We start from the raw sequence: 12,598 nt of genomic DNA on the forward strand, positions 1-12,598 counted from the left end.
TGGGATCCGCGGCGGCGCAAATCGTCACGAGGTGACGGCGCGGCGCCAGTCCTCCCCGTGGACGCGCAGGGCCTGCCGACTGCGGTCGGTGAAGGCCGAGGACTGGGCGCCCAGCCGAGCCCGGACCGCCGGCAGCAGGGCCTCCCGGGTCGGCCGGTCCATCCCGTACGCGTCGCAGAAGAGCCGAAGCCGGTCGGTCTGCCGGTCCGGCGGATAGCCGAGCGCGACGCAGTCCTCGGGGCTGTACAGCGGGACGAAGGTGCGGACCGCGTAGCCCAGGTCCCAGACCGCCGTCGTCGGCCTGGCGAAGTCCCAGTCGATGAACGCCTGCGGCCGCCCGTCGCGATAGACCGTGTTCGCGGGCCCGAGATCGTTGTGGCAGACCAGCGGCCCCGGCGGCGCGTACGGGTCCGGCCGCCACCGTGCGTCCGGCGGTGCGGCGAAGCCGGCTGCGGCCTCGTGCAGGCTCCGGATCCGGGCCGCGACCTCCGCCAGGGCGGCGTCGTCGTAGCACCGGGCGACGCGGCCGTCGCTGCCGGGAACGTAGGTCAGGATCTCCCGCTGCCCGGCCTCGTCGACGCCGATCACGCGGGGCGCCGCCGTGAAGCCGACCGTCTCGAGGTGGTGCAGCAGTGCGTGGACGGACCGGGTCCAGGGGCGGAGCGGCCGGTGCACGGTCTCGCCGACCCGGGACACCGGGCCCGAGTCGTGCCCGCCGGTCAGCAGGTGCTCCTTCACCCGCCCAGTATCCGCGCGTTCCGTCGCGCTGCTGCCTACCGGGCCGGTAGTCCGGCGCCGGGCCGCTCGTCGATCAGCGCAGCGCCGGGCCGGGCCAGGTCGTCGTCGATCGGGCCGCCGAGGGCGTCGCCGTTCGCGAGGGCCTCGGGCCCGCCGGCGTTCGCGGAGGTCAGCCGGCGCCGCCGGCGGTAGGTGCTGAGCATGGAGTACGTACCCAGGGCCGCCCAGAGGAAGTTCGCCGCCGAGCTCGGCCAGGCGCCGTAGAGTGCCGTCGCCGTTCCGCCGAGCAGGCCGCCGACCGTGTTCAGGGCCCCGTACCGGAGGGAGGCCGAGGTCAGTCGTCCCCGCGTCAGCATGACGTAGGCGACGAACGTGCCGATGGTTCCCAACCATCCCAAGACTGCGGCCAGCATCCTTGTCCTTATCCGAGTGGCCCCGACGATTTCCGGTGCAACTATGAAGACGCCGGAGGTTAAGATCAATTGCAGTCCTCTGCACTCATGGTTTAGAAATGCTGAATATGGATATCGATCCGCGCCGCCTGCGCGTGCTGCTGGCGATCGGCCGCACCGGCGGCGTGCTGGCGGCGGCCGACGAGCTGGGCATCACACCGTCGGCGGTGTCCCAGCAGCTCAACAAACTGGAGGACGAGGCCGGCCACGTCCTGGTGGTCCGCACGCCGCGCGGCTCGGTCCTGACCCCGGCCGGACTGGCGATGGCCGAGGCGGCCGAGGAGATCGAACGGGCGCTGTCCGTGGCCCGCGGGCGGATCGAGGGCGAGGCGGACCTGGTCGGCGTGGTCCGGCTGGGCGGGTTCAGCAGCTTTGTGCGGACCATGGTGATCCCTCGGCTGCCCGAGTGGCGGGCGCAGTTCCCGCAGCTCCAGGTACGGATCGTCGAGGCCGACATCCCCACGCTGATCCGGCTGCTGCGCCGGCGCGAGCTCGACGCGGCGGTGCTGGAACTCGACTCGACCACCGTCGAGCAGCGCCCGCTGTCACCGGGGATGTCGGAGGAGCCGCTGCTGGACGAGCCGTGGAAGCTGGCCGTACCGAACGGGGCCCTGATCGACGCCGAGAACCTCGACCTGACCCGGCTGCCGCTGCCGTGGCTCGAGGTCGACGCCTCGGCCGCCAACGCCGCCGTGATCGGCCGGCTCCGCCGGTCCGCGAGCCCGTCCGCCGAGACGGTGCACCGCTACCAGGAGACGCTGACCGCGCTCGCCCTGGTGGCCGCGGGGGAGGGAGTGGCCGTGGTGCCGACACTGGCGTTGTCGGGGATCGTCCACGACGGCGTCACGATCTTGGACATCCCCGGCCTGGGCACCCGCCGGATCGTCCTGCGGCGGTTCGACGAGCGACGGTCGGGCCGGCCGGTGGACACGATCGCGCGGTTGCTGCGGGAGTCCGTGACCTCGTTCGAGGCCACGGATCCCAGCTGAGCAAGGGTTGTCAGGCGGGCGGGACGATGCCGCGGGCCGCGGCGGCGACCATGATCAACTCCTCGGCGGCGTCCCAGCCGAGGGCGCCGGTGTTGATCACCAGGTGGTAGTGCTCGGCCGCGTTCGGGTCGGCCCGGTAGGCCTGCCGGACGTAGCGGGTCCGGGCCTCGTCGTTGATCTTGCGGTTCTGCTTGGCCTCCTCGGCGGTGATGCCGTGCTGCTCCATCGCGGCGGCGATCCTGGCCTCGACCGGGCCGTCCAGGCGAACGTGCAGGGCGGTCGGGACGTCGGCCAGGACGAGGGCTGCGGCGCGACCGAGGATGACCCCGCCGGACCCTTCGGCGATCTCCCGGAGCCGCTTCTCCGAGCGCTCCCGGACCAGCTGTTCCGGCGGATGCACCGCCGCCAGGCTCGGGTCGGCGTAGAAGGACATCGCCGAGACGTTGGCGAGTCGGGCCCACCAGCCGCCCGGGCTCTCGCCCTTGGCCTCGGGCGCGTCCGGCGAGATGCCGAGCTCGGCGGCGATGGCGACCGAGATCGCCCGGTCCAGGAAGGGCAGGCCGAGTCGGGAGGCGATCCGCGGAGCGAGCACGCTGCCGCCGGCGCCGTACGAGGCCGAGATGGTCACGGTTCCCACGGGCCAAGTGTGCCGTCAATCGCGAGCCGCGGACAGTGCCGCGCGCCCCGGCGTGTCGAGACCGGGGCTGACGGCGAAGAAGTCCGGGCCGGGCTCGGCCTCGAGCTGCAGCCGCCGGCCGCCGGCCCAGTCGGCGTCGAGGGCCAGCCGCCAGGAGTGCAGCGCCGTCCGCGGGGCCGGGTCGTCGCGGCCGGCGAACAGGGGGTCACCGACGATCGCGTACCCGATCCAGGCCAGGTGCACCCGCAGCTGGTGCCGTCGGCCGGTGACCGGGCTGACCTCCAGCAGATCGGCGTCCGGGCCCCGGGTGAGCCGGCGGAAGGTGGTCAGCGACGGGTACGTGCGGACCTGGTCGAAGACCGCCGCCGCGGGCACCGACCAGGTCGGCGGGTCGCCGTGCTGCTCGATCGCGGCCCGGTCCGCGGCGATCCGGATCCGGCCCTTGCGTCCCGTACTCAACGGCAGGTCGATCGTGCCCCGCTCGGGCAGTCCGGCCGGCCGGACGATCGCGAGATAGCGCTTGTCCGCCGCCCGTTGCGCGAACTGGCGGGTCAGCCCGCCGTGGAACCGCAGCTCCTTGGCGAGCAGGATCAGGCCGGAGGTGACCTTGTCGATCCGGTGCACCGGATACAGCGTCTCGCCGGCGGCCTCGGCCAGCCGGACCAGGTCGGTGTCGTGGCGTTCGCCCATCACGGAGATGCCGACCGGCTTGTTCAGGGCGAGCACAGCCTCGTCCTCGTAGCAGCAGGCCGCACGCAGCGTCGCCCAGTCGGGCCCGGAAGTCACCCGGACGAGGTTACGGGCACGCCGTCGGAACGGGACTGTCAGTGGTGCCCGGCAGAGTTCTTCGTACGGAAGCACAACGGGCCCGAGGAGGACCGATGAGTGAGAGTCTGCACGTGGACTGCGGCACCTGCGCGGCGCGCGGTCCGGCCTGCGACGACTGCGTGATCAGCGTCCTGCTCGGCGCGCCGTCCGAAGGCGTCGACCTGGACGCGGACGAGCGGGCCGCCCTGGCGGCGCTGGCCGAGAACGGGCTGGTCCCGCCGCTCCGGCTGATCCCCGGCGCTGCCAGGGTCGAGCCGATCCAGTCCCCCCTGACCTGGCAGGACTACGCCTGAACCGCCATCCGGCCTGGTCGTGGGCGGATGTTCCATCCTTCGAAACGACACGGCGAGAATCGGCGTGTCGCGTGTTTGCGCGTGATCATTCCGTGACCTAGTGTGTTCCCTGCGCGATGGACATCGCGCACGCTGAGTTCCTCAACCGTGAGGGTCGCCCACGAAGCGGCGCGGACGAGGAAGCCGGGGAACCAATCTAGTGGGGTGAATCGGCGGGCGCGGTCGGCCTTGAGTCGCTGAACGCGCGGTCGTAGGGCTTCCTTCCCAGCCCGAATCCGTCAGCTCACCTGGTAAGCGTCGAGTGAGAAGGGACTGTACGCGTGACCGCACGCTCCGCTGGGGCTCGGACATCATCGCTGTTTCGCATCGTGACCCGGCGGGCAGGCTTTGGCCTTGCTGCGGTCACTCTCGGTGTCACCATGCTGGTCGGCGCCCAGGGCACGTTCGCCCGGGCCGAGCCGCCGCTCACCGTGGAGGATGCGAAAGCCCAGATCGAACAGCACGAGGCTGAGGCCGCCGGGCTGGACCAGGAGTACAACGACGTCAAGCTGGAGATCGCGGACGCCGAGAAGGCGCTCAAGCAGAAGCAGCAGAGTCTCCAGGCGCAGCGCGCGAAGATCGCGAAGCTCCGCAAGATCGTCGGGCAGGTGGCGCTGGCCAACCTGCAGAACAAGAACCTCGGCACCACGGCGCAGCTGTTCCTGCACGCCGACACCGATCGGTTCCTGAGCCAGCTGTCGACGGTCGAGAAGATCACCCAGAACCAGAACAGCGCGCTCCAGGACTACCAGGAGCAGCAGGCCGCCCTGGTCACCCTCGAGCAGTCCGCGGCCGACGAGCTGGAGTCGCTGGAGAAGCAGCGCGACGAGCTCAAGAAGATCCGCAAGGACGCCGACAAGAAGGTCAAGGACGCCGAGAAGATCCTGGACCGTCTCACCGAGGAGCAGCGCCAGGCGCTCGCCGCCGAGGAGCGCCGTGAGGCCGACGACTCGGAGCGCGCGGCCCAGGCCAGCGACGACGACTCGGACAACGGTGACACCGACGAGAGCTCCGACGACAGCGACTCGGACGACGAGCCGAAGGTCTCCGGTTCGGGCAAGGGCGCCAAGGTGCTCGCCTGGGCGCTGACCCAGAAGGGCAAGCCGTACGTGTTCGGCGCCGACGGCCCGGATTCCTACGACTGCTCCGGGCTGACCCTCAAGGCGTGGGGCAAGGTCGGGGTCGACCTGCCGCACTCCTCGTCGGCCCAGTTCCGGATGGGCACCCACGTGTCGAAGGAGAACCTCCGCCCGGGCGATCTGGTCTTCTACTACAGCTCGTCCCGGCCCAGCCACGTCGGCATCTACGCCGGCAACGGCCAGGTCTTCCACGCCCCGAACTCCCGCAAGCCGCTCGGCTACTCGTCGCTCGACTCGATGCCGTACGTCGGTGCGCGCCGCTACGGCTAGACCCTCGAGGCTGCTCGGCATCAAAGCCCACGTGACCGTTGTCCTGGTCACGTGGGCTTTGCTCATGACCGGCTGCTCGGTCCTGTCGCCGTCGCCGGACCAGGTGCCGAGCCAGGCCGACGCCGAGCGGACGCTGGACCGGGTCGAGGCCGCGGTCCGGGATCGGCGGGAGGACTCCTTTCTCGCCCAGTTCGAGACCACGGACCAGGAGCTCGGCCGGACCGCCGAGCTCTGGTGGGGCAACCTGACCGCGCTCGACGTCAGCCGGTTCCAGCTGGCTGCCAGGCCGCTGGACCCGGCCGGACTGGGCGACGTCGCCATCGACTGGGCCGTGCCCGGGGACTCGGGGACCGCGAGCCACCACGGCCGGTTCAGCTTCCGCGCCGACGCCGAGGGCACGGTCAGGATCGCGGCCGTCGAGCCCGCCGCCGCGCCGGCCGCCCGGCCGAGTTGGTGGTCCGACCAGCTCCGGGTGGTCCGGCAGGGCCGCGCAACGGTGGTGGCGGTCGGGTCCGACCCGTTCTCGGCGGCGACCTGGGCAAACCGGGCGGACCGGGCGGCCGACCGGGTAGCGGAACTGCTGCAGCTGGACCGGCTGCGGCAGGGCTGGACGGGTGACGTCGTGGTCGAGCTGCCGGCTACGAGCGAGGGCTACCACCGGTTGCTCGGCGGCGATCCGGGCAGCCACGACGGCTACGCCGCGGTCGCCTGGGCCGAAGGGGTCGGCGACCCGCGCGCGGAGCGGATCGCGGTGCGGGTGGTCGTCAATCCGACCCGGGCCGACCTCGATCCGCGGGCGGTGGATCTGCTGCTGACCCACGAGGTGACCCATCTGGCCCGCTACGACGCGGGCTCGCGGGCGCCGCTCTGGGTGGTCGAGGGCTTCGCCGACCACCTCGCCTACACGGCCGCGCCGGACCTGCAGGCCGCGGCCGAGCAGAGCCTGCGTGACACCGTACGTTCCGGGGGCGTGCCGGACGAGCTGCCCGGCGACGACGCGTTCCGCCGCGGTGAGCTTGATCGCGCCTATCTGCTCGCCTGGTCCGCCTGCCGGCTGATCGCGGAGAGCCACAGCGAGGAGGGCCTGCAGCGGTTCGTCGTCGCGGCAGGGGTCGGTCAGCCGGTCGACCAGGCGCTCCGGTCCGCCACCGGGGTCGGCCTCGCCGAGTTCCGGACCCAGTGGGCGAAGTCCCTCGCCGCGGTGCGATGAGCGCGCCGGGTACCACGTTGGTGATCACCAACGACTTCGGCCCGCGGATCGGCGGCATCGAGTCCTTCGTCGAGGACGTCTGCCGGTTCCTTGATCATGACGTCGTCGTGCTGACCTGCCGGGTGCCGGGCAGCGAGGCGTACGACCGCGCGGCCGGGTTCCCGATCCACCGGCGGGACCCGGTGCTGCTGCCCACCCCGGGCGTCGCCGCCGACGCGGCCGGCCTGCTGCGGCGGTACGGGGCGGAGCGGGTGATCTTCGGCGCCGCCGCGCCGCTCAGCCTGCTGGCCCCTTCGCTCCGGGCGGCCGGTGCGTCCAAGATCATCGGGATCAGCCACGGCCACGAACTCTGGTGGGCCCGGCTGCCGCCGAGTCGGGCGCTACTGCGGCGGATGGTGGCCGGGCTGGACCGACTGACCGTGATCTCCGACTTCACCGGGGACCGGCTGCGGGCCGCCCTGCCACCCGTGCAGGGGCGAAAGCTGATCATGATGCCGCCGCCGGTCGATCCGGCCGTGTTCCACCCGGGGGACCGGGAGCCCGACGGGATCGTCCGTTGCGTCGCGGCCGCCAGATTCGTGGCCAGGAAGGGGATCGACGTCCTGCTCCGGGCTTGGCGGCGGGTCCGGACCGAGCTGGGCCGCGGTGCCGAGTTGATCATCGTCGGCGACGGCCCGCAGCGCCGGCGTTGGCAGGCGCTGGCCGGAGAGCTGAGGGTCGCCGACACCGTCCGCTGGACCGGGCCGCTGACCCGGCCGCAGGTGGCCGAGGTGCTGCGCCGCGCCGACCTGTTCGCGTTGCCGGTGCGGACCCGGCTGGCCGGCCTGGAACCGGAGGGTCTCGGGCTGAGCTTCCTGGAGGCCGCCGCGACCGGCCTGCCGATCCTGGTCGGCGACTCGGGCGGCGCCCCGGAGACGGTCCTCGACGGCGTCTCCGGCTGGGTGGTCGATCCGCTGGACCATGATCGACTCGCCGACCGGCTGCTGGAGTTGATCAAGGATCCCGAGCTGCGCCGCCGGATGGGGCGGGCCGGTAGTGATCATGCACTGGCCGGGTTCGGGTCGGACCGGGTCCGGGCGACTCTGCGAGAGTTGATCGCATGACCACGCCCGCCCTCGAGGCCGAGACCTTCATCCGCGCCGACCCGGCCCGGATCGCCGCCGTCCTGGCCGACCCGGCCTGGCAGGCCCGGTGGGCCGGCGGGCTCCGGCTCCTTCCGTACGAGGACCGCGGCGTCGAGGGGATGCGCGCCGTCGTCACCGGCGTGCTCACCGGCAGTTGCGAGTGGTGGATCGAGGCGCGGCCGGGCGGCGGCGCCGTGGTCCATTTCTGGCTCCGGGCCCGACCACCCCGTCGCGACTGGCTGCGCGCCGGCCCGCTGGCCGCCCGCCGCGACCTGCTGCACCGGCGCAACGTCGGCCGCCGCTGGCGTACCGCGTTGTTCCGGCTCAAGGACGCGTTGGAGGGAAATACCTCGTTCCCTGGACGTACTCCAGGTTCTTCCTGAACCCGGGGTCCGCCAGCCGTCGGTCGACCTCCTCCTCGCCGACCTCCTCGATCCGCTCCATCAGCCAGTAGAGATTGCCGTACGGGTCGGTGACCCGGGCGATCCGGTCGCCCCAGAAGACGTGCGTGGGCAGCGTGACCGAGGCGCCGCCGGCGGCGACGGCCCGGTCGTGAACGGCCTGCACGTCGGTCACGTACACGCGCAGGAAGCCCGGGGTCGGCGGCCAGTCGGGGACGTCGAACATCAGCACCACCGAGTCGCCGATCCGTACCTCGGCGTGCCCGATCCGGCCCTCGTCGTCGGTCATCCGGCCGAGATCGACGGCGTCGAACACGGTGACCAGGAAGTCGATCAGGCCGGCCGTGTCCTGGCCGAGGATCCACGGCGTGACGGTGTGGTAGCCGTCCGGCACGGGCTTGCGCTGGCTCATGGTTCTCCTTCGTTCGTCGAGGAGTCGGACCGTACCGAGGGTTGTGGACAGGAATTGACTACAACCGGAACAATCATCGGCGAAGCGGAAGGAGACCCGATGACGTCGACCCGGCTGCTGACCCTGATCTCGCTGCTCCAGGGCGGCCGGCGGTGGCCGGCCGCCGAACTGGCCGAGCGGCTCGAGGTCAGCCCGCGCACGCTGCGGCGTGACCTGGACCGGTTGCGCGACGCCGGTTACGCGATCGACGCCCTGACCGGGCCCGACGGCGGCTACCGCCTGGTGCCCGGCCACGACCTGCCGCCGCTGTTGTTCGACGACGACCAGGTGCTGGCGATCGCGGTGGCGCTGCGGACCTTGCCCGAGTCGATCGCCGGACTGACCGACGCCGCCGATCGGGCGTTGATCAGCATCCGCCAGGTGCTGCCGACCCGGCTCAAGGCCCGGATCGACCTGCTCGAGGTGAGCGGCGCGGGTGGCGGGCCGGCGCCGGTCGAGCCGGGTGAGCTGGTCGCGATCGCGGAGGCGATCCGGCGCCGCGAGGTGCTGCGGTTCGACTATCCGGGCGCCGATGGCCCGGCCGTCCGGCGGGCCGAGCCGCACCACCTGGTGGCCCGCGGCGGCCGCTGGTACCTGATCGGCTGGGACCACGACAGGGACGACTGGCGGACGTACCGGGTGGACCGGCTTCGGACCAGGACCCCGACCGGACCGCGCTTCGAACGGCGCCCGCTGCCGGCCGGCAGCCCGGCCGACTTCCTGGCCGAGCGGATCGGCTGCGGCCCACTGCTCTGCCGCGGCACCGCCGTGGTGCAGCTGCCGGCCGAACAGGTGGTGCCCTGGGTCGGCCCGGCCGCGACGGTCGAACCGGCCGGCCCGGACCGCTGCCGGGTGACCGCGAACTCGTGGACCTGGGGCGGCCTGGCGGCCTGGTTCGCGTTCTTCGACGTCGACCTGGAGCTGATCGAGCCGGCCGAACTGATCGCGGCCGGGCACCAGCTCGCGGACCGGCTGACCCGGTCGCGGCCGGCTGCCGGGTGACGCCGCGGACAACGGGCGACACCTTCCCTGCTTCGGACAACAGGTCCGCCAACACCGACCAGGAACAATGGAAGGTGACAACAGGGAGAGCGGGGGAGAACCATGGACAGGTCAACAGTCTTCCGTCACGGCTCAGCGGCTCCGGGTGGTTGACGATGAAGGGGACACAAACCGGGTCGGAGTCCACCGGGTCGACGATCGTCGACGTCGAGGTCCATCTGCTCGAGCGGGCCAAGTCGGTGCTCGGCGTGCGTACAGCGCGGCGGGCCGTCGAACTGGCCCTGCGGGAGGTGATTCGGCGGGAGCGGGCACGACGGGACCTGGGCACCCGGCCGCAGCTCGCCGAGGAGACCGAGTAGCCGGCACCGACCGGTCGGCGCACCAGCGGGGTGTGCCGCCCAGGTAGCTTGCCGGTGCCCGAGCAGGCGTGAGGCGACGGGACGAGGCGGGAGCGCTGCCGCGTGACCGCCGAGGGTTCCGCCGTGCCCGCTCGGGCTCCCGCAACCGGCAAGCTATCTGGGCGGTACATCCCGGCCCGGCCGCCCAGCATTAGGGTGTTCCGGGTGAGCGAACAGACCAGCGCCAGCATCCGGATCGGCGCGTCTCCGGCGGTGATCATGGACGTGATCGCCGACTTCGAGCACTACCCGGAATGGGTCGATTCGATGCGGAGCGCCGACGTGCTCTCGACCGGCGCCGACGGTCGTGCCGAGACGGTACGGATGACGCTGCAGCATCCGCTGGTCTCCGACACCTACGTGCTCCGCTACGCCTGGCAGCCGGAGCGGGTCGACTGGAAGCTGGTCGAGGGGTCGCTGCTGAAGGCGATGGACGGCAGCTACGAACTGGCGGCGGCGGGCGACGGCAGTACGGTCACGTACCGGCTCACTGTCGACGTCAATCTGCCGATGATCGGGATGTTCAAGCGCAAGGCGGAGAAGACGATCATCGACGGTGCCCTGAAGGGGCTGAAGCGGCGCGTCGAGAGATGACGGCGACGATCGGCGTCGACATCGGGGGCACCAAGGTCGCCGCCGGGGTGGTCGACGACAAGGGTGGCGTGACCGACCGGCTGGTCGTCCCGACGCCGACGCACAGTCCACAGGCGGTCGAGGACGCCATCGTCGACGTGGTGAACGACCTGCGCCGTCGTCACACGGTCGACGCGGTCGGCATCGGCGCCGCCGGCTGGGTCGACAGCGATCAGGCCACGATCCGGTTCTCGCCGCACCTGGCCTGGCGGTCGGAACCGTTGAAGGACCGGCTGGAGTCCCGGATCGACGTACCGCTGATCGTCGACAACGACGCCAACGCCGCGGCCTGGGCCGAGTACCGGTTCGGGTCCGGGCAGGGTTCCTCCGTGATGATCTGCATCACCCTGGGCACCGGCATCGGCGGCGGGCTGGTGGTCAACGGGCAGCTGTTCCGCGGCACCTACGGCATGGCCGGCGAGTGGGGTCACATGATCAGCGTGCCCGGCGGGCACCGGTGCGAGTGCGGCAACCGTGGCTGCTGGGAGCAGTACGCCTCCGGCAACGCGCTGGTCCGCGAGGCCCGGGAGCTGGCCCGGACCAAGTCGCCGCTGGCGTACCGGCTGCTCGAGTCGGTGAACGGTGACATCGACCAGATCACCGGTCCCGGTGTCACGGCGCTGGCGCTGGAGGGCGAGCCGACCTCGATCGAGCTGCTGGCCGACGTCGGCCAGTGGCTGGGGCAGGGGATCGCCAACCTCGCCGCCGCCCTCGATCCGGACCTGTTCGTCATCGGCGGCGGGGTCAGTGCGGCCGGCGATCTGCTGCTGCAGCCGGCCCGGCACGCGTTCGAGCGGACCCTGACCGGCCGCGGCTACCGGCCGACCGCGACCGTCGCCCTCGCCTCGTTCCGCAACGACGCCGGCCTGATCGGGGCGGCCGACCTGGCCCGCGTCTCGATGTCCGAGCCCCCGGGCTCGGAGGGCTCCGGGTTCTGGCCGCGGCGCCGGAAGCGCAAGTCGCGCCGGATCCTGCGCGGCCGCGGCCAGGTCTGATCACCGACGCCGCCGACCCCTGAGCCTGTCGAAGGGACGCCGACGACCCCTGAGCCTGTCGAAGGGCAGAGCCCGGGTCCCCATCTCGGACGTCAGGCGATCCAGGCCGGCAGCACCGGCTCGGCACCGCCCGGCGTGGTCGCGCGGCCGCCGGCGGTGGCCGCGACGATCGCGGTGAACCCCGCCTCGGTGCTGACCCGGCGCGGCACGCCGGCCGGGATCACCAGCGTGTCGCCGTCGTGTACGTCGATCGGCCGGTCGTCCACCGCCACGGTGGCCGAGCCGGCCAGCCAGGTCCAGATCTGCTCGACGTCGAAGGCATGATCGGGGCCGGTCTTCCCGGCCTCCATCTCGACCTGCCACAGCGCCAGTCCCGCGTTGCCCTGAGTCGGCGACGCGAGCGTGATCATGACGGCGTTCGGTGTCTCGGTGCGTCGCGCGTCGGCGCGACGGATGGCGTCGGTCATGGTTCCCCCTCTATGATTGGTCAATCAGGTTGACCAATATAGTCAATGAGGTTGTCTATCGTGTCAAGTGAACCGCCCGGCTTCGAGCTTCCGCTGCGGCTGCTGCTCGGGTTCCGGATGATCATCGACCGGTTGCACGCCGAGCTGGCCCGGCAGGGTCATCCGGACCTGCGGCCGCTGCACGGCTTCGTCTTCCAGGCGGTCGGCCGGGACGGGATCACCGGTGTCGAGCTGGCCAGGCGGCTGGGGGTGAGCAAGCAGGCCGCGGGCAAGACGATCGAGCAGCTGGAACGGCTCGGCTACCTGGAGCGGAGCACCGACCCGGCCGACGCTCGGCGCCGCACGGTGCGGCTCACCGAACGTGGCGTCGACGCGCTCCGGCGCTCGGCCCGGATCTTCGACCGGGTGCGCAGCGAGTGGGCCGAGACGCTCGGCCCCGAGCGGTACCGCGCGTTCGAGCAGGACCTGCAGCGGCTCACGCCGGATGACCTGTTCCGTCTGGACGCGCCGGGCTGGCTCGGCGGCTGAGTGC

General features: G+C 72.1%; 17 protein-coding genes and 1 riboswitch. Of the genes, 11 read left to right on the plus strand and 6 right to left on the minus strand.

What is annotated here, in order from left to right:
• Nucleotides 1-24: 24 nt before the first annotated feature.
• Nucleotides 25-738 (minus strand): phosphotransferase, encoded by a 714-nt coding sequence (locus AC6CCG_RS09610; protein ID WP_496654274.1) that lies wholly within the window; start codon nucleotides 736-738, stop codon nucleotides 25-27.
• Between the two features lie 35 nt (nucleotides 739-773).
• Nucleotides 774-1,151: a CBU_0592 family membrane protein gene (locus tag AC6CCG_RS09615; RefSeq protein ID WP_496654275.1), complete on the minus strand. Its 378-nt coding sequence runs from the start codon at nucleotides 1,149-1,151 to the stop codon at nucleotides 774-776.
• A gap of 98 nt (nucleotides 1,152-1,249) precedes the next feature.
• On the opposite strand from AC6CCG_RS09615, the gene AC6CCG_RS09620 reads away from it, so the two are divergent.
• On the plus strand, nucleotides 1,250-2,179 hold the full coding sequence (locus tag AC6CCG_RS09620; protein WP_496654276.1) for a LysR family transcriptional regulator: 930 nt from the start codon (nucleotides 1,250-1,252) through the stop codon (nucleotides 2,177-2,179).
• 10 nt (nucleotides 2,180-2,189) lie between these two features.
• Here the strand turns inward: AC6CCG_RS09620 and AC6CCG_RS09625 are convergent, their stop codons facing one another.
• Together AC6CCG_RS09625 and AC6CCG_RS09630 are read right to left on the minus strand one after the other, a co-directional pair.
• Complete coding sequence (locus tag AC6CCG_RS09625; RefSeq protein WP_496654277.1) at nucleotides 2,190-2,816, minus strand: cytidylate kinase-like family protein; 627 nt, start codon at nucleotides 2,814-2,816, stop codon at nucleotides 2,190-2,192.
• 15 nt (nucleotides 2,817-2,831) lie between these two features.
• The gene (locus AC6CCG_RS09630) at nucleotides 2,832-3,602 is read right to left on the minus strand and encodes an RluA family pseudouridine synthase (protein WP_496654278.1); all 771 of its coding nucleotides are present in this window, start codon (nucleotides 3,600-3,602) and stop codon (nucleotides 2,832-2,834) included.
• Between the two features lie 95 nt (nucleotides 3,603-3,697).
• Between AC6CCG_RS09630 and AC6CCG_RS09635 the strand changes: the two genes are divergently transcribed.
• The 5 genes from AC6CCG_RS09635 (at nucleotide 3,698) to AC6CCG_RS09655 (ending at nucleotide 8,102) form a co-directional block, all read left to right on the plus strand.
• The gene (locus AC6CCG_RS09635; RefSeq protein WP_496654279.1) at nucleotides 3,698-3,937 is read left to right on the plus strand and encodes a hypothetical protein; all 240 of its coding nucleotides are present in this window, start codon (nucleotides 3,698-3,700) and stop codon (nucleotides 3,935-3,937) included.
• Between the two features lie 120 nt (nucleotides 3,938-4,057).
• A riboswitch (cyclic di-AMP (ydaO/yuaA leader) is annotated at nucleotides 4,058-4,248 on the plus strand.
• A gap of 108 nt (nucleotides 4,249-4,356) precedes the next feature.
• The gene (locus AC6CCG_RS09640) at nucleotides 4,357-5,385 is read left to right on the plus strand and encodes a C40 family peptidase (RefSeq protein ID WP_496654280.1); all 1,029 of its coding nucleotides are present in this window, start codon (nucleotides 4,357-4,359) and stop codon (nucleotides 5,383-5,385) included.
• A 64-nt stretch (nucleotides 5,386-5,449) separates the two neighbouring features.
• Nucleotides 5,450-6,595 (plus strand): hypothetical protein, encoded by a 1,146-nt coding sequence (locus AC6CCG_RS09645; protein ID WP_496654281.1) that lies wholly within the window; start codon nucleotides 5,450-5,452, stop codon nucleotides 6,593-6,595.
• Nucleotides 6,592-7,698, plus strand: a complete 1,107-nt coding sequence (locus tag AC6CCG_RS09650; protein ID WP_496654282.1) for a glycosyltransferase family 4 protein — start codon at nucleotides 6,592-6,594, stop codon at nucleotides 7,696-7,698. Before AC6CCG_RS09645 ends, AC6CCG_RS09650 begins: the two co-directional genes overlap by 4 nt.
• Nucleotides 7,695-8,102, plus strand: a complete 408-nt coding sequence (locus AC6CCG_RS09655) for a hypothetical protein (RefSeq protein ID WP_496654283.1) — start codon at nucleotides 7,695-7,697, stop codon at nucleotides 8,100-8,102. Before AC6CCG_RS09650 ends, AC6CCG_RS09655 begins: the two co-directional genes overlap by 4 nt.
• Here AC6CCG_RS09655 and AC6CCG_RS09660 read toward each other — a convergent pair.
• Nucleotides 8,044-8,532, minus strand: coding sequence for a VOC family protein (locus tag AC6CCG_RS09660; protein WP_496654284.1), 489 nt, complete (start codon nucleotides 8,530-8,532; stop codon nucleotides 8,044-8,046). The genes AC6CCG_RS09655 and AC6CCG_RS09660 overlap by 59 nt on opposite strands.
• A gap of 99 nt (nucleotides 8,533-8,631) precedes the next feature.
• Between AC6CCG_RS09660 and AC6CCG_RS09665 the strand changes: the two genes are divergently transcribed.
• The 4 genes from AC6CCG_RS09665 (at nucleotide 8,632) to AC6CCG_RS09680 (ending at nucleotide 11,599) form a co-directional block, all read left to right on the plus strand.
• Nucleotides 8,632-9,573, plus strand: coding sequence for a helix-turn-helix transcriptional regulator (locus tag AC6CCG_RS09665; protein WP_496654285.1), 942 nt, complete (start codon nucleotides 8,632-8,634; stop codon nucleotides 9,571-9,573).
• Nucleotides 9,574-9,728: 155 nt separating this feature from the next.
• On the plus strand, nucleotides 9,729-9,932 hold the full coding sequence (locus tag AC6CCG_RS09670; protein WP_496654286.1) for a type II toxin-antitoxin system VapB family antitoxin: 204 nt from the start codon (nucleotides 9,729-9,731) through the stop codon (nucleotides 9,930-9,932).
• A gap of 204 nt (nucleotides 9,933-10,136) precedes the next feature.
• Nucleotides 10,137-10,565, plus strand: coding sequence for an SRPBCC family protein (locus tag AC6CCG_RS09675; protein WP_496654287.1), 429 nt, complete (start codon nucleotides 10,137-10,139; stop codon nucleotides 10,563-10,565).
• Nucleotides 10,562-11,599: an ROK family glucokinase gene (locus AC6CCG_RS09680; RefSeq protein WP_496654288.1), complete on the plus strand. Its 1,038-nt coding sequence runs from the start codon at nucleotides 10,562-10,564 to the stop codon at nucleotides 11,597-11,599. Before AC6CCG_RS09675 ends, AC6CCG_RS09680 begins: the two co-directional genes overlap by 4 nt.
• Before the next feature lie 92 nt (nucleotides 11,600-11,691).
• Here the strand turns inward: AC6CCG_RS09680 and AC6CCG_RS09685 are convergent, their stop codons facing one another.
• A complete protein-coding gene (locus AC6CCG_RS09685; protein ID WP_496654289.1) occupies nucleotides 11,692-12,066 on the minus strand; it encodes a cupin domain-containing protein in 375 nt (124 codons plus the stop codon).
• Nucleotides 12,067-12,126: 60 nt separating this feature from the next.
• Between AC6CCG_RS09685 and AC6CCG_RS09690 the strand changes: the two genes are divergently transcribed.
• The gene (locus AC6CCG_RS09690) at nucleotides 12,127-12,594 is read left to right on the plus strand and encodes a MarR family winged helix-turn-helix transcriptional regulator (protein ID WP_496654290.1); all 468 of its coding nucleotides are present in this window, start codon (nucleotides 12,127-12,129) and stop codon (nucleotides 12,592-12,594) included.
• Nucleotides 12,595-12,598: the final 4 nt, after the last annotated feature.

This window comes from Microlunatus sp. YIM B11417 (assembly GCF_059617205.1).